Origin of the sequence: Roseburia sp. 1XD42-69 (assembly GCF_003612565.1) — a bacterium.
In the GTDB taxonomy this organism is placed as follows: Bacteria; Bacillota; Clostridia; order Lachnospirales; family Lachnospiraceae; genus Roseburia_B.
The window spans coordinates 59565-74894 of the sequence record NZ_RAZG01000011.1 but is presented as its reverse complement, the minus strand read 5'-3'; the positions used below and the strand labels follow the sequence as shown (position 1 = coordinate 74894).

Sequence of the window (15330 nt, the reverse complement as noted above, 5' to 3'; positions counted from 1 at the left end):
TTGAAAGGGATGGGGGCGTATTATGAAAGCAGAAAAATTGTTTGAAATCATTGGATCGGATTTTTATACAGGGGTTCCGGATTCCCAGTTACGGCCTCTCTGCGATTTTTTAATGGAGCGTTTTGGAATTGATGCAAAACATCATGTGATTGCTGCAAATGAGGGAAACTGTGCGGCTCTTGCAGCGGGATATCATTTGGCTACGGGGAAAAATCCTGTAGTCTATATGCAAAACAGCGGGGAGGGAAATATTATAAATCCTGCGGCTTCCCTTTTGCATGAAAAAGTGTATGGCATTCCCTGTCTCTTTATTGTGGGATGGCGGGGGGAGCCTGGAATCCATGATGAACCCCAGCACATTTACCAGGGGGAGGTTACGGTAAAGCTTTTGGAGGATATGGGTATCCCTTCCTTTGTCATTGGGAAAGAAACTACAGAGGAACAGGTGTTGGCGGCTATGGATGAGTTTCAGGAGGTGCTTTCCTCCGGTAAAGACGCTGCGTTTGTTGTCCGAAAAGGCGCATTGACCTATGAGGGTAAGGTTAAATATGAAAATGGGAATTCCATGAAAAGGGAAGAGATTATCCGGCATATTACAAAAGTATCCGGGGAGGATGCCATTGTATCCACAACGGGAAAGGCCAGCCGGGAGTTGTTTGAAATCCGGGAAGAAAATGGCCAGAGCCATAAGTATGATTTTCTCACCGTTGGCTCTATGGGGCACAGTTCTTCCATTGCCCTTGGGGTTGCCCTTCATAAGCCAAATACAAAAGTCTGGTGTATTGACGGGGACGGTGCAGCGCTGATGCATATGGGGGCAATGGCTGTGCTTGGGGCAAATGCGCCGAAAAATATGGTGCATGTTGTGATTAATAACGGCGCCCATGAAACTGTGGGAGGCATGCCTACCGTGGCCGGAAAAATAGATTTGGTGGGAATTGCAAAATCCTGCGGGTACCCCTATGGGGTCTGTGTGGATAATTTTGAAGATTTGGACAGAGAACTGTCAGAGGCAAAAAAAAGAAATGCCTTAAGTTTTATTGAGGTAAAATCCGCCATTGGAGCCAGGGCGGACTTAGGACGGCCCACCACGACTGCAATGGAAAATAAAAAGAAATTTATGGAGTATCTTAAGGAGCTGTGATGGCTGGCAGTAATTGAGGAGAATATTAGCGGATGATATTAAATAATCAAAATGACATGTACCTATATTTTCAAATGATAAATGAATTACAGCCAGATTCCGTACTGGATGCAGGAATGTTTTTAAAACGTGCTGGCAGTGTTTCCAGGCAGATGATGGGCTGTGGAATTTCAGAAGATGTCCGTCTGGATGGAATTGATTTTTTCCCGGAGCTTCAACTCCCGGTTTGGAAAACCATATATAATAAAATATATCAGGGGGAGAGACTTTCTGAGATACAAGTGGTGTCCAATTATGATTTGGGCATTTTGCTGGGGAGTGATTCATTAAAGGGCAGAGTATCATGTGAAGAGTTACTTTTATGGATGGGCAGCAGGGTATCCCGACTTTTGGTTGATTCTTATTTGAGTGAAAATGTGAAAAAATTGTCCGATGTAAATGTACAGGAAATAACAGTAGAAGGGGAAGTCTATTATTTTATAGACTATAGGAGCAGATAATGGATACCAGAATATATGTAATGACGCACAAAAGTATAGAAAAACTTCCTGATGATACGTATATCCCTTTTCATGTGGGAAAGAAAGGAAAAATGGATTTGGGGTATCCGGGAGACGATACAGGGGAAGAGATTTCTGAGAAAAATCCCTATTACTGTGAATTGACGGGTATGTATTGGGTCTGGAAAAATGTTACTTGTGATATTGTGGGAATCTGTCATTACAGACGCTTTTTTATAAAAGATGATGAATTGTTAAGCAAATCCTATATAGAAATGTTGATGAAAAATTACTCTGTTATTGTCCCTGACAGTGCCTGCGTGCCTAAGGGCAGCAAGGTTTACGAACATTATGCTTCGCGGCATTACGGAAAAGATTTGGATTTGTGCCGTGAAGTAATTCAGGAAAAGTATCCGGAATATTTGGATGCTTTTGATTTCTCCATGGATTCTATCTTAGTTTCTATGGGCAATATGTGGATTACCAGAAAGGATGTATACGACAGATATTGCCAATGGCTTTTTGATATTCTATTTGAGGTTGAGAAGAGACTGGATATGACAGGATATGATTCTTATCAGCAGAGAGTGTTTGGATTTCTTTCTGAAAGGCTGTTCCGTGTCTGGTTATTGATGCAGCAGGAAAACATTCGGGAAGAAAAAGTAGAATTAACAGAAATTGATGTATTGTGGAAGAAAAAACGGTTAAAAGAGTTGAAAAGGTCAGGAGAAGAAGCTGTCCGGCCTCCAAAAAGATTACTGTTTTTGTCCGGCCTGGATGAAACTTTAGACTTATTTACAGAGGAATTAAATCATGCATTTGTGCAGATGGGGTATGAAACACTAAAATTGGATGTGAGAAATTTGCATGATGACTGGGCAAGACTGGCACAGTTTATCAAAGAGCCGGTCATAGCTGCAATCACTTTTAACAGCCTTGGCCTTAACATGGAATTGGTGGAAGGACAAAATATATGGGAACAGTTAAATATACCATGTATTAACATATTAGTGGAACATCCCTGTTGTTATCACGGCGCTTTATTGAAGGCGCCTTTTAACGCTGTTGTTTTATGTGCAGACCAAAATCACATGAAGTATGTTGGGATGAATTATCCAAATATTTCTGTAACAGGATTTTTGCCAAATGCAGGCTGTATTCAGATAGCTCCATATAAAAATATGGAAGAACGCAAAATTGATGTACTTTTTGCAGGGGATTTATTTGTGCCTGAAAATAAAAAAACACAAATTAGTCTTTTTACACATCCTGTTATTAATGTAAAAAAAATGTCGAAGGAAATATTGCAGGATTTAATGGAAAATCCATCTTATACAACAGAAGTGATTGTGTTAAAATGGTTAGCCCGACATGATGTGCATTTGACAGGTGAAGATTTTTGCCTTCTCATGGCAGATATCCATGATATGGAAAAAGCAGCAGTGTCCTGCATTTGTGAACAGGTATTAAAGTGTTTAGCTGATTCCGGAGTGAAAATTACTTTATATGGAAAAGGATGGGAGAAATGTAATTGGATAAACCATCCTAATTTAACCTATGAAGGCTCATTGCCGGTAAAAAAAGTTTTGGAAAAAATGAATGATGCCAAAATTATTATAAATATTTTAAAATGGTTTAAAGATGGGACACAGAGCAGTGTATTTGATGGTATGCTTGCAGGAGCAGCGGTAGTTGCAGATACGTCAAAATATTTGGCTGAAAACTTTAGAGATATGGAAAAATTATCGGATGGATTAGGATATTCTACAGAAAATGCCGAAATAGTGTTTTTTGAACTGGATAAAATTCAGGAACTGGAAGAAAAGGTGAAATATTTGCTGGGACATTTAAAAGAGGCTCAGAGAATTGCAGACCGTGGTTACCAGCGGGCAAAGAAACAGCATACATGGAATGTGAGGGCACAGGAAATAGAAGAAGCGCTGTTTTAATCTTTCTATTTATGTAAATAGTATAAAATCTGACGATGTTAACATTTAAGGAGAGTATTTTATTAATGACAAGGGTAAATTGCAGGTTAAAAGTAAGGCAAGAGGATGAAGTGCTTTTTTATCAGGCAGAAAAAAATAATTTGGATGTTGAAGAATGTAAGGGGATTTTGTGTCTGCAGCCAATAAATTCAGATAAGGTAGAAGCAGGCTCTGTGGATGATTTGTGGAAGGAAATTTATGAAGAATGTTTTCTTGTTTCCAGATATAAAGATGTTCTTTTAAACTGGGATAGGTTTAACTTTTTGATAGAAAATATTTTGGAAAAAGCAGAAATTTGCAATAAAAAACTGGAAGCGGTGGCATTGATGGAACAAATGTTGCTTCGTTCGGAGGAATACTTGTGGATTGAGGAGGCGGGCTGTCCTGTATTGCTATATAAAAGTGATGATGTCTGTCATAATGTGCTAAATATTTTTGCAGAGCAGCTAGGGGCTGCATTTGAAAGGGCGGGCCAGGAAGTTGAATATTTTGATACGGAAACAGAGGAAATCAATGATCTTAACAAATTTAGGGGAAGGCATTTTCGGGCAGTAATTGGAATGCAAACATATCTTTTCGGGGTGAGAATGATGGACGGAAGTTATTTGCATGATTATATAATCGGACCTAAATTTAATTTTATATTTGATCATCCGGTTTGGATGAGGCATCATTTAACAAATGTACCTAAGAACTTTTATGTTATTACCCATGATATAAATTATGTACAATTTACACAACATTATTATCACCATAAAACTTATTTGCTACCACCGGCAGGGCAAATAGTAACATTAGAAGACTTAAGGGAAATATATGATATTTCTTTTATTGGAACCTATGGTGATTACTGGAATCAGGCATTGCTTATCCATGAAATGCCAAGGGAAATCCGTTTTATTGCAAATCATTTTTTGCTGGAATTGCGGAAAAATACAAATTATACAGCAGAAGAGGCATTGGCGGAGGTTTATCGCAAAAAGGGATATCAGCCAACGGATGAAGAATTTTTGGAGATGCTTTGGGAGCTTTATAGGCCGTATTTTTGTGCTGTATATTATTACAGGCATTGTGTTATTAAAAGTTTGCTGGATGCAGGGTTACGGGTGGACGTTTTTGGGGAAACGTGGCAAACGTCTCCTTTAAGTGTGTACCCGAATTTGGTATGCCATCCAAATGTTAGATATGAGGAAGCTGTACGGATTTGGCAGCAGTCGAAGATGTCTCTTAACATAATGTCTTGGCATAAAGGGGGATTTACTGAGCGGATGGCCAATATTATGCTTTGTAAAACAGTGTTGGTAACAGATGATACCTCGTATTTACATGGCAGATATGCATCGGATGAGGATTTAATTGTTTTTCGGTTGGATGAGTTAAAGACATTGCCTCAGAAGCTGAAAATGTATCTGGAAAATGAAGAGAAACGGCATGGAATAGCAGAGCGAGGATGGAGAAAGGCCTGCTGTAATGAAACATGGGAAGTAAGGGAAAGGATATTGGAGGAGGTTCTTTTATGAAAAAGATCAGTGTGATTATTCCCTGTTTTAATGTGGCGAAATGGCTGCCGCAGTGTTTTTTAAGTTTGGTCCAGCAGACTATTGGCATACACAATTTGGAATTAATATTTGTAAATGATGCTTCTACGGATGACGGTGCTACATGGGAACTTTTGAAGGAAATGGAGCAGGCTTATCCAGAAGATGTGTTGATTATTGATCTCCCTGAGAACAGGCATCAGGGCGGAGCCAGAAATGAGGGGCTTAAATATGCTACAGGAGAATATATATCTTTTGTGGATGCCGATGATTGGGTAGAGATTGATTTATATGAAAAGGTGTATGGAAAAGCAAAGGCAGGAGAGGCAGAAATTGTACAGTTTGGGCAGTACCTATATATGGATGAAATCGTAAGAAAAACAGATTCTTCTGTGCCAGATAAAATCATTCATATTACAAATCCGGAGGAAAGAAAAAAATGGCTGGTATTCGGAGAGCTTCACTGTGGATGTTGGAATAAGATATACAAGCGAGAGTTGATTGAGCAGGCAAACGTTCAGTTTGCAGAGCATGTAATATACGAGGAACCGCTCTTTGTTTATCCATTGTATTTTTATGTATCCCGTATGGTAATAATGCAAGAGCCATTATATTATCATAGACTGAATGCCAGCGGGACTATGTACAGTAAAATGCAGAAAGAAAAGACATTGATGGAGCATGCTCAGGTTCAGTTGGCGGTATGGAAATTTATGAAAAATACAGAATTTTTTCACACCTATTATGAAGAAATAAAATTGTACTTTTTACATAGTTATTTATACGAGACGTTGTTTTTTGTAAAATCACGAGGATTTTATATATCGTTAGAAATGTTTCTTAGGCTTGTGGATGTGGTAAAGTCAGAGATAGATGATTATGATGAGTCACCTTACGCCAAAGATATACCGGAAAAAATGATATTATATAAAGCCATTAGAAATGGCGATTTTACAGAAGATGATTTGCAGAACTATATGAATTCTGTTTTGAGATAGTAAAATGTAATTAAAAAGATAAGGAGATAACAGAATGGGTAGAATCAATATAGCCATTGCATTAAATAGAAAAGTATTGCGTCCGGCGTATGTAATGATACGTTCTCTTGTAAAAAATAATAATTCCCATCAATTATATGTTTATGTTTTGCATAGTGAATTAAATGAGAAAGATCGCCTTTTGTTACAGGATGCATTATTGAGAGATACAAAAGGAAATCAGATGAAATTTATTGAGATCAATATTACAACAATCTCTGAATTGCCTCATAAGTACTGGCCGTTGGAAATATATTTCCGGCTTATGCTTCCGGAATTGCTGGGAGGAGAAATCGACAGGATTTTATATTTAGATACGGACGTTATTGTAAATAAAGATATATCAGATTTTTATAATACCGATTTTGAAGACAATTTGTTAGTAGCAGCAAAAGATGCAGGGTTTGATGAGAGGGTAGCCATGGATACCCCGGAAGCACACGTTTGGAATGCTTTTTTCGGAAAATTTGTTGAGGATGGAATGATATATTTTTGTTCAGGGGTTTTATTGATGAATCTCTCTGGGCTAAAGCAAGAATTTCCTTTTCAAAAGTATATAGATACTTTTTGTCTTATTTCTGACAAGGTTGCGTTTCCAGATCAGGATTTACTGAATTATATGCATTATAAGCAGACAAAAATTGTGGATGAAAGAAAATTTGGGTTATTGGTGGATAAAGCGTATGAAATGGGAATGACGTATGAAGATGTATGTTCCAATGTTTCTATTCTTCATTTTGCAGGATATTCTAAACCATGGTTGGTGAATTTAATTCAGTATGATATTGGTAAAGTCTGGTGGGAATATGCCAAGGATTCCCCGTTTTACTGGGAACTATTGGAAACTGTGTTTTATGATAGTATGGAAAGCAGCATTGTGGAAGATAAGTTACAGGAGCTTATGACAGAAAATTCTGAGTTAAAAGAACTGCTGAATAGGTGTCAAACAATTATTCGAAAATTTTCGGCTAATGCATAAGATATCTATTTGCCTTAAAAGATAAATGATGGCTTTGAATGGAGGAGGAGAAATATAATGGACAGAATAAATGCAGCCATTGCACTGAACCGAAATGTATTGTATCCTGCATATGTTATGATACGCTCTTTGGTTAGAAATAACAATTCTTATCCAATATATTTATATGTGTTACATAGTGAACTTAACGCAGAAGACTTCAAATTTTTGCAGGATGCACTAATGCGGGGAGCCAGTGCGGAAAATTATATAGAGTTTATAAAGATTGATTCTTCCAAAGTTTCCGGTTTGCCGTGTACGCAGACTTGGAGTTTGGAAATGTATTATAGGCTTATGTTACCGGAATTGCTAGGGGATAAAATTGATAGAATTTTGTATTTAGATGTTGATATTATTGTAAATAAAGATATATACGATTTTTATAGTATGGATTTTGAGGGAAATCTATTAATAGCTAGCAAGGACATGGTTTCAGATTCAATTCTTGCGAGAGATGAAGCAGTTGAGGATAATGCTGAGCCAGAATATCGTATTTGGCATACTTTTTTTAACAATCTTTCAAAAAAGGGAATGACATATTTTTGTTCAGGAATTTTATTGATGAATCTTTTAAAGCTTAAGGAAGAGTATACATTTAAGAAGTATATGGAAATTTTTAATACTATTGTCCACAAGGTACAGTTTCCGGATCAGGACTTATTGAATTATGTACATTATAGGCAGGTAAAGCTTGTTGATGAATTGCAAATTGGTTTGTATGCGTCTACAGCTCATGAAATGGGAATGACTTATGAAGACGTGCGTATGAATGTTTCAATTTTACATTTTGCCGGACCGGCAAAGCCATGGACTATCAATTTGATTCGCTATGATATTCAGAAAGTTTGGTGGGATTATGCAAAAGATGCACCTTTCTATCGGGAACTTTTGGAGATGGTTTTTTATCATTCTATGGATAGCCGTCTTGCTGAGGAGAAGATTCAGTTACTTAAGACCGAAAATGAAGAGTTAAGAGGGTTACTGAATAAGTGTCAAGTTATTATTCAAAATCTCTCATCTGGTATTTAATAATATTGTATTTATTAGTTGTGAATAAAAAGTTGGAAAGGATTGACAATGAGAAGTATGAGTTTATTCATTATCAAAATTGCAACACAAGCAAGCCATCTTTTGATGTTTCATAGAAAAACGGAATATTGAGAATGTTAAGGTTATGTAGTTGTTGGCTTGATCCGATACCTTGATTCTTCGTCATAATGATTGCCAGTTCTATTGTGATTTCAAGGTTTGGCAGAAGGATATCGGATTCTCGGTAAAGTTACGCATTATAGTTTTCTATATTCTTCAGTATGTGGTATAATGCAATTAGAAATATTCGTGCTTGAGCGAAGCGAAAGGAATGGATATAAATATGAAAATACTATTTTTAGATGCACCTGCTTTTGCAAAACAGGATATGATAGATGCATTTGAGGAATGTGGAATTGAATGTGAACTTTTTATACATGAAAAATATAAGGAACGTATAGACAGGGATTACGAAGAGGCCTTTGATAAAAAAGTGGAAACGGGGAGATATGAATTTGTTTTTTCATTTAATTATTATCCTATTCTTTCGAGGTGCTGCCAGAAACATAATTTGAAATATGTTTCTTATGTTTATGATAGTCCGTTGGTGGCATTATATTCCTGCACAATACTGAATTCTTGCAATTACGTTTTTATATTTGACCAAGTCACTTATGCAGCTTTAAGGAAAGAAGGCATCACAACGGTGCATTATCTTCCTCTGGCAGCAAATGTAAAGCGTCTGCGTGCCTTATCCTGTCCCATAGATGTGAAGAGGCAGATAGGAGCAGATGTATCTTTTGTGGGTTCACTTTATAATGAAGAACATAATTTTTACGAACGTCTTTTGGGGATTACCGATTATACCAGGGGGTATCTTGAAGGATTGATGGCTGCGCAGCAAAAACTTTATGGCTGTTTTTTGATGGAAGAACTTTTAACACCAGATATCATTTCAGATATTCAGAAAGTGGTTCCCTATTCTCCTATGTCTGATGGGGCAGAAAGTTCTGCCTATGTGTATGCAAATTATTTTCTGGCCAGAAAAGTAACTTCCAATGAGAGAATCTCGCTTTTGCGGCTGATATCAGAAAACTACAATTTAACGTTATATACTCATCAGCCTTCAGAGCTATTGCCGAAAGTTCATTTTGCAGGAACAATAGACCCATATAACAGTCTGCCCTTGATTTTTAAAAACAGCAAAATAAATCTCAATATTACACTGAGAAGTATTCAGTCGGGAATTCCTCTCCGCTGCATGGATATTATGGGAGCAGGTGGATTTTTACTTACAAATTTTCAGGTAGATTTTTTAGATTATTTTGTTCCCGGTGAAGATTTTATATATTATGAAAGTGAAGAGGATTGTCTTTCAAAAATAGGTTATTATTTATCTCATGAAGAAGAACGAAGACAGATTACAACAAATGTCCTGGGGAAAATGGAAGAAAAGCATACATTTGTCCATCGGGTGAAAGAAATAATGGAAGTTTTATATAATTAAAAAGTACAGATCATGGGTAACAGTTGTAAAATTGCAAGATTTCTTTTAAGTGTTCCCCTTGTATCTGAAATATGCTACAATATGAAAGGACAGGATATTTCCAGAGAATCATTTTTATGTAAACACGGAGGAAAAGCAGAATGATATCAGGCAATCTTTTCAACAAAAAAAATACCTGCTTTTATATTGGAAAAGGGGTAATCCAGCTGGTGGATGCCTGTATTCCCATAAAGGCGGTATCAAATATAGATGTAAAAGAGGTAAAGGACACATCTTTAATACCTGCGTTGGTACTGATTGTATTTGGAGTGATTTTCTATCTGCCGGGAGGTATGTGGCAGGCTGTGGGAACGATAATTGTTGTGGTGGGAATCACAGCTTTGATACTTGGGGTGCTTTGGAATTTTTTCAGGCCACATCTTTTAAAAATTCAAACCTACTCTGGAAGAGTGTATCAGATTGCCGGAAAAGACATTGGATATGTGCGGAAATCTATGGAAGTTGTTCGGGAAAAGCTGGAAAACAGCAATGAGGAAGAGGGGGGGATATATTACCTGAATTTCACGGATATGGAAGTCTCACGTGTAGAAACTATGGATATGGTAAAGCTGGTGATGAATAACAGCCGCAGGGCAGAGATTAAGCCGGGGGAAAACACGGCGGAAAAGTGGAAATCCATGTTTTTTATCAGGGAGCGCCCCAGTGTATATGTGGAAAATATCACGGAGAAAACCATTTCTTTTTTCTACACAGATGATGAGTGGAAAATGCTGGAAGATTTTTTTGAACGCAGGTGCAGTGAGCTGGGCATGGCAAACCCTCAGTACAAGTCCTGTTTCAGCTTAAAAGAGTGTGCTGCGGAAAGAGATGCTGCAAAAATGCATGAGACCATAAAAAATATGACGAAAACCACATTTCAGATAGTCTTAGGGGAGGATGTGGATAAATCTATACAGAAACTGCTGCTTAAAGTAATGAAGATGAAAAGATAAGCGCAAAAGGAGAGCGTGACATGGGCTTTATATTTACACAGGATGATTTTTATCTGGAATTCGGAAAGGATGAAAAGTTGCCGGAGGATCTGCGGCAGTGGTATCTGGAGTTTTTGAAAGATAAGTATCAGGCATGGTATCAGCTGGGACTTAGGGGAAGGTGTGAGAACAGCGATCATGCCATGACTTTTTTATATATGGTTGCGGATGCTTTTTTTAAAGAACTTACCAGCCAGCCGGATCTTGAAGTGTCAAGGGAACAAACCAGGGCAGAACTTAGTGAGGACACCTGGCAGCGGCTGAAAAATTCCATTCCCTATGCCCTTGGGGCGGAATATATAGACAAGTCCTGGGCGGAGCATGCGTTCCGTAAGCTGCAGAAAATTTTTCAAAAAGAGATTCGTATTTATCAGGGAACGGTTTCCATGTATTTGGCGGAGAGGAGCCAGAATCTTCATGTGCCGGAGCGGATATTTTTCCATCTTGTGGAAAATAAGGAGGAGGAGTTCCCCTTTGCTTTTCTGGCAACCTATGCCACAAAGTGCGAAGACGGGAGTATACGCCATATGCCCCTTTCTTATGCCTTAACGGAGTACAAGGCGGAGCGGGAAAAATTATTAGCGCTTCTCTCCTGTTTAAACCGGGCGGCGGAGGTTTCAGAGTTTGTCGCTAAAAGTACTGAGAATGGAGAAATGTTTCATCCCCTGCGGCTTACGGCAGAGGAAGCATACCGGCTCTTAAAAGATATTCCGTCTATAGAGGAGACAGGAATTTTATGCAGGATTCCAAACTGGTGGAGAAAAAAGGCATCATCCCTAAATATGACGGTAAATATGGGAGAGGAGAGTCCTTCTTTTTTGGGTTTTGACACGATTATAAGCCTGAAACCATCCCTCACCGTAGACGGTGTCCCACTGACAGGGGAAGACATCCGCTATCTTTTATCCCAGACAGAGGGTCTGGCATTTTTGAAGGGAAAATGGGTGGAAGTGGATCATGACCGCTTAAACCGCCTTCTTTCGGAAATGGAAGAAAGCCAGGGGGAAATTACGCTTCTTGAGGCATTAAGGGGAGATGGGGTTTTAAAAGAGCAGAAAGAAAATCCGGATGTGGGACCTTTGATTTCCAACGGGAAATGGCTTGCGGATTTTTTGCAGAAGTTAAAGAAACCGGAATTAATCAAAAAAGCAAGAGTTCCGGCGGAAGTAAATGCAAAACTCAGACCTTATCAGCAAATCGGTTACACCTGGCTTTATACTATGTACCAACTGGGATTTGGAGCCTGCCTGGCAGATGACATGGGGCTGGGAAAGACACTGCAGGTTTTGACATTTTTAGAAAAAATACGGAAAGAAAAAGGAGGCAGTAAGAAAAGGATTCTTTTAATTGTCCCGGCATCGCTCCTTGGAAACTGGAAAAAAGAAGCGGAAAAATTTGTGCCTGGGATGGAGGTGAGGATTCTCCACGGGAAACCTACGGCAAAGCTGGGGCAGGAAGTGTTGGAAAATCAGTCATATCTTACGGTGACAACCTACGGCATGAGTGTGCGGATCCCGGAACTGCAGCAGACAGAGTGGGATTGCCTGATTTTGGACGAAGCCCAGGCGATAAAAAATCCTCTGACAAAACAGACCCGCACCATCAAAAAAATTCCCGCCAAAATGCGAATTGCTATGACGGGTACGCCCATAGAAAATGAACTGGCCAATCTCTGGTCACTGTTTGACTTTTTAAATAAGGGGCTTTTGGGAACAGCCCAGGAGTTTGCGCTTTATGCCAGGCAGTTGACGGAGCAACCGGAGGAATATGCACATTTAAAGGCGATGATTGCTCCTTTTATGCTGCGGAGGATTAAGACAGATAAAAAGATTATCTCCGATTTGCCGGAAAAGGTGGAAACAAATGCATACGTGGGACTCAGCAAAAAGCAGGTGGTTTTGTACCGGAAAGTAGTTGCGGAGACAGCAGAAAAGCTGAAAACGCTGGACGGAATGCAGCGCAGGGGGCTGGTTTTTGCCACACTCATGCATCTAAAGCAGATTTGCAACCATCCTTCCCAGTATCTGGGAAACGGGGATTTTTCGGAAAAGGAAAGTGGCAAGTTTATTATGCTTAGGGAAATCTGCGAAACCATCTATGATAAAAGGGAACGGGTGCTGGTATTTACACAGTTTAAAGAAATGACAGAACCCATATCCAAATTCCTTGCCGGGATATTCGGCAGGGAAGGGCTGGTGTTAAACGGAGAAACTTCAGTTCGTAAAAGAGGCCAGATGGTTGAGAAATTCAATGGAGAAGAATATGTGCCTTACATGGTTTTATCTGTAAAAGCCGGAGGGACAGGGTTAAACCTGACAAAAGCTAACCATGTCATCCATTTTGACCGATGGTGGAATCCGGCGGTGGAAAACCAGGCGACAGACCGGGCGTTTCGCATCGGCCAGAAGAAAAATGTATTTGTACACAAAATGATTTGTGAGAAAACCGTTGAGGAAAAAATCGACGCCATGATTTCTTCTAAAAAAGAACTGGCGGAAAATGTGATTGGTTCAGGCGGGGAAAAATGGCTTACAGAGATGGGCAACGAGGAACTGTTGTCTATAATGCGGTTGGAGGTATAAGGAAAATATGAGCCAGTATTGGGAAATCCAGACATATGAACAGCCCACGGAGGCAAAGTTAAAGAAAAATGCCAGTGAGAGTATGAAAAAGGATATAAAACGGGGGAAAGAAAACCAACCGGTGGTGATTTCGGGAAAAAAGATTGCAAAAACCTGGTGGGGGGAGGCATGGTGTGAAAATCTGGAGCGCTATGCAGATTACGAAAGCCGTCTGGACCGGGGGAAACGTTATGTCAGAACCGGGGCGGTGATTGACCTGGTTATAAAAAAAGGAAAAGTCCTGGCCAGGGTGCAGGGACGGCGGAAGGCGCCTTACAAGGTGGAAATCAGAATCAGCCCGATTTCGGAGGAGCGGTGCCAGAATATACTGGAAAAATGTGGCCATAAAATTGAAAATCTGGAAATGCTTATAAACGGAGGTTTCCCGGAAGATTTAAAGAGCCTGTTTGTAGAAAAGAACGGTTTGTTTCCCCTGCCAAAAGAAATTAGTTTCCAGTGCAGCTGTCCGGACTGGGCATTAATGTGCAAACATGTGGCGGCAGTGCTTTATGGGATAGGAGCCAGATTTGATGAAAATCCACTGCTGTTTTTTGAACTCCGGGGAATTGATGTAAGCCGGTTCGTGGATGTGGCATTGGAGAATAAAGTAGAAAAGATGCTTCAGAATGCAGAACGGAAGAGTGAACGAATTATGGAAACCGTAGATTATACAGCATTATTTGGGGTAGAATTATGAAAACCATTCTTTTTATACAGGGCATTTACGATACCATAGATTTGTTCATAGCGGCATTATCCCAGTCATTTAGGGAAATGGGGTGCACCTGCCATGTTTTAGATACTCGGGAAAAAGCTAAGTTTATGCCAAGCCTGAAAAGGATTTTGAGGGATGAACATGTGGATGCCCTGGTGACATTTAATAATATTGGCTATAATCTGTCATTTTCAGAGGGAACAAATATTTGGGATGAAAAGGGGATTCCTTATATTAATATTCTTATGGATCATCCCTTTCACTATGCAAATCCCTTGAGACATGCACCGGAAAATTCCGTGGTGTTTTGCACTGACAGAAATCATGTAGATTTTATAAAGCGTTTTTATCCCGGATTAAAAACGGTAGATTATATGCCCCATGCCGGGATGGAGGCAGATTTATCAGACCATGCCAGCCCGGGAAGCTGTTATCTTTGCACAAAAGAAGAAGGATTCCACCCCGCAATGGGGGAGCGTTCTATTGATGTGCTCTATGCAGGCGGTTTGTCCAAATACGTGGCGGAAGGGCTTGTGCCGGATTTAGGTGAGATAAAAGAATTTGATGCCTTTGCCCTGACCCAGGAAGTATTGTCAGATTTGATTAACCATCCCAATAAAACTACGGAGAGTGCCATTGAATCTTATTTTTCTTCCACCGGAAAAGATTATTCAGAGGAAGAATTGAATTACTGGATTACAGAGCTGCGTTTTATTGATTCCTATGCCACATCCTTCTACCGGGAGCAGTCGGTGCGGCTTTTAGTGGAAGCAGGAATACAGGTGGCTGTGTTTGGGGGAGGATGGGATCAGTGCGATTGGGCGGATAATCCCAATCTTTTGTACGGGGGAAAAGTTTTGGCCCCTCAGGTTTTAGAGCTGATGAACCACAGCAAAATTGTGCTTAATACAATGACATGGTATAAAAACGGCATACATGACAGAATTATAAACGGTATGCTGGCAAAGGCTGCCGTAGTTACGGATATGTCAGCGTACCTGGAAGAAGAATTGTCAAACGCAGGGTATCCTTTTTTAGAGCCCTTCTATCTTACAAGGATGGGGGAACTGCCGGAAAAGGTAGGGAATTTACTGGAAAATAAAATGTATCTGGAGGAATTGGCACAGCAGGGGTATGCATATGCAAAGAAAAATCATACCTGGGCGCAGAGGGGAAGATATCTTCTGGATAAGTACATATAA

At 39.5% G+C, this 15330-nt stretch carries 12 protein-coding genes; all 12 read left to right on the top strand.

Annotated features, from left to right (window positions below; all coding sequences use genetic code 11):
- Positions 1 to 22 precede the first annotated feature (22 nt).
- On the top strand, positions 23 to 1144 hold the full coding sequence (aepY, locus tag D7Y06_RS07780) for a phosphonopyruvate decarboxylase (protein ID WP_120407241.1): 1122 nt from the start codon (positions 23 to 25) through the stop codon (positions 1142 to 1144).
- A gap of 32 nt (positions 1145 to 1176) precedes the next feature.
- Positions 1177 to 1644 (top strand): hypothetical protein, encoded by a 468-nt coding sequence (locus D7Y06_RS07775; RefSeq protein WP_120407240.1) that lies wholly within the window; start codon positions 1177 to 1179, stop codon positions 1642 to 1644.
- Positions 1644 to 3593 (top strand): DUF4422 domain-containing protein, encoded by a 1950-nt coding sequence (locus D7Y06_RS07770; protein WP_120407239.1) that lies wholly within the window; start codon positions 1644 to 1646, stop codon positions 3591 to 3593. The genes D7Y06_RS07775 and D7Y06_RS07770 overlap by 1 nt, the downstream gene beginning before the upstream one ends.
- A gap of 65 nt (positions 3594 to 3658) precedes the next feature.
- Complete coding sequence (locus D7Y06_RS07765) at positions 3659 to 5152, top strand: glycosyltransferase family protein (RefSeq protein ID WP_158591314.1); 1494 nt, start codon at positions 3659 to 3661, stop codon at positions 5150 to 5152.
- Positions 5149 to 6168: a glycosyltransferase family 2 protein gene (locus D7Y06_RS07760; protein WP_120407237.1), complete on the top strand. Its 1020-nt coding sequence runs from the start codon at positions 5149 to 5151 to the stop codon at positions 6166 to 6168. The genes D7Y06_RS07765 and D7Y06_RS07760 overlap by 4 nt, the downstream gene beginning before the upstream one ends.
- A gap of 34 nt (positions 6169 to 6202) precedes the next feature.
- Complete coding sequence (locus tag D7Y06_RS07755; RefSeq protein WP_120407236.1) at positions 6203 to 7186, top strand: glycosyltransferase family 8 protein; 984 nt, start codon at positions 6203 to 6205, stop codon at positions 7184 to 7186.
- 57 nt (positions 7187 to 7243) lie between these two features.
- Positions 7244 to 8254 carry a glycosyltransferase family 8 protein gene (locus D7Y06_RS07750; RefSeq protein ID WP_120407235.1) on the top strand — a complete coding sequence of 337 codons (1011 nt, stop codon included), beginning with the start codon at positions 7244 to 7246 and terminating at the stop codon, positions 8252 to 8254.
- Positions 8255 to 8597: 343 nt separating this feature from the next.
- Complete coding sequence (locus tag D7Y06_RS07745) at positions 8598 to 9761, top strand: CgeB family protein (RefSeq protein WP_120407277.1); 1164 nt, start codon at positions 8598 to 8600, stop codon at positions 9759 to 9761.
- Positions 9762 to 9901: 140 nt separating this feature from the next.
- On the top strand, positions 9902 to 10753 hold the full coding sequence (locus D7Y06_RS07740) for a hypothetical protein (protein ID WP_120407234.1): 852 nt from the start codon (positions 9902 to 9904) through the stop codon (positions 10751 to 10753).
- Positions 10754 to 10773: 20 nt separating this feature from the next.
- A complete protein-coding gene (locus tag D7Y06_RS07735; RefSeq protein ID WP_120407233.1) occupies positions 10774 to 13374 on the top strand; it encodes a DEAD/DEAH box helicase in 2601 nt (866 codons plus the stop codon).
- A gap of 7 nt (positions 13375 to 13381) precedes the next feature.
- Entirely contained in the window at positions 13382 to 14110 is a 729-nt protein-coding gene (locus tag D7Y06_RS07730; RefSeq protein ID WP_120407232.1) for an SWIM zinc finger family protein, read from the top strand.
- Positions 14107 to 15330: a glycosyltransferase family protein gene (locus D7Y06_RS07725; RefSeq protein WP_120407231.1), complete on the top strand. Its 1224-nt coding sequence runs from the start codon at positions 14107 to 14109 to the stop codon at positions 15328 to 15330. Before D7Y06_RS07730 ends, D7Y06_RS07725 begins: the two co-directional genes overlap by 4 nt.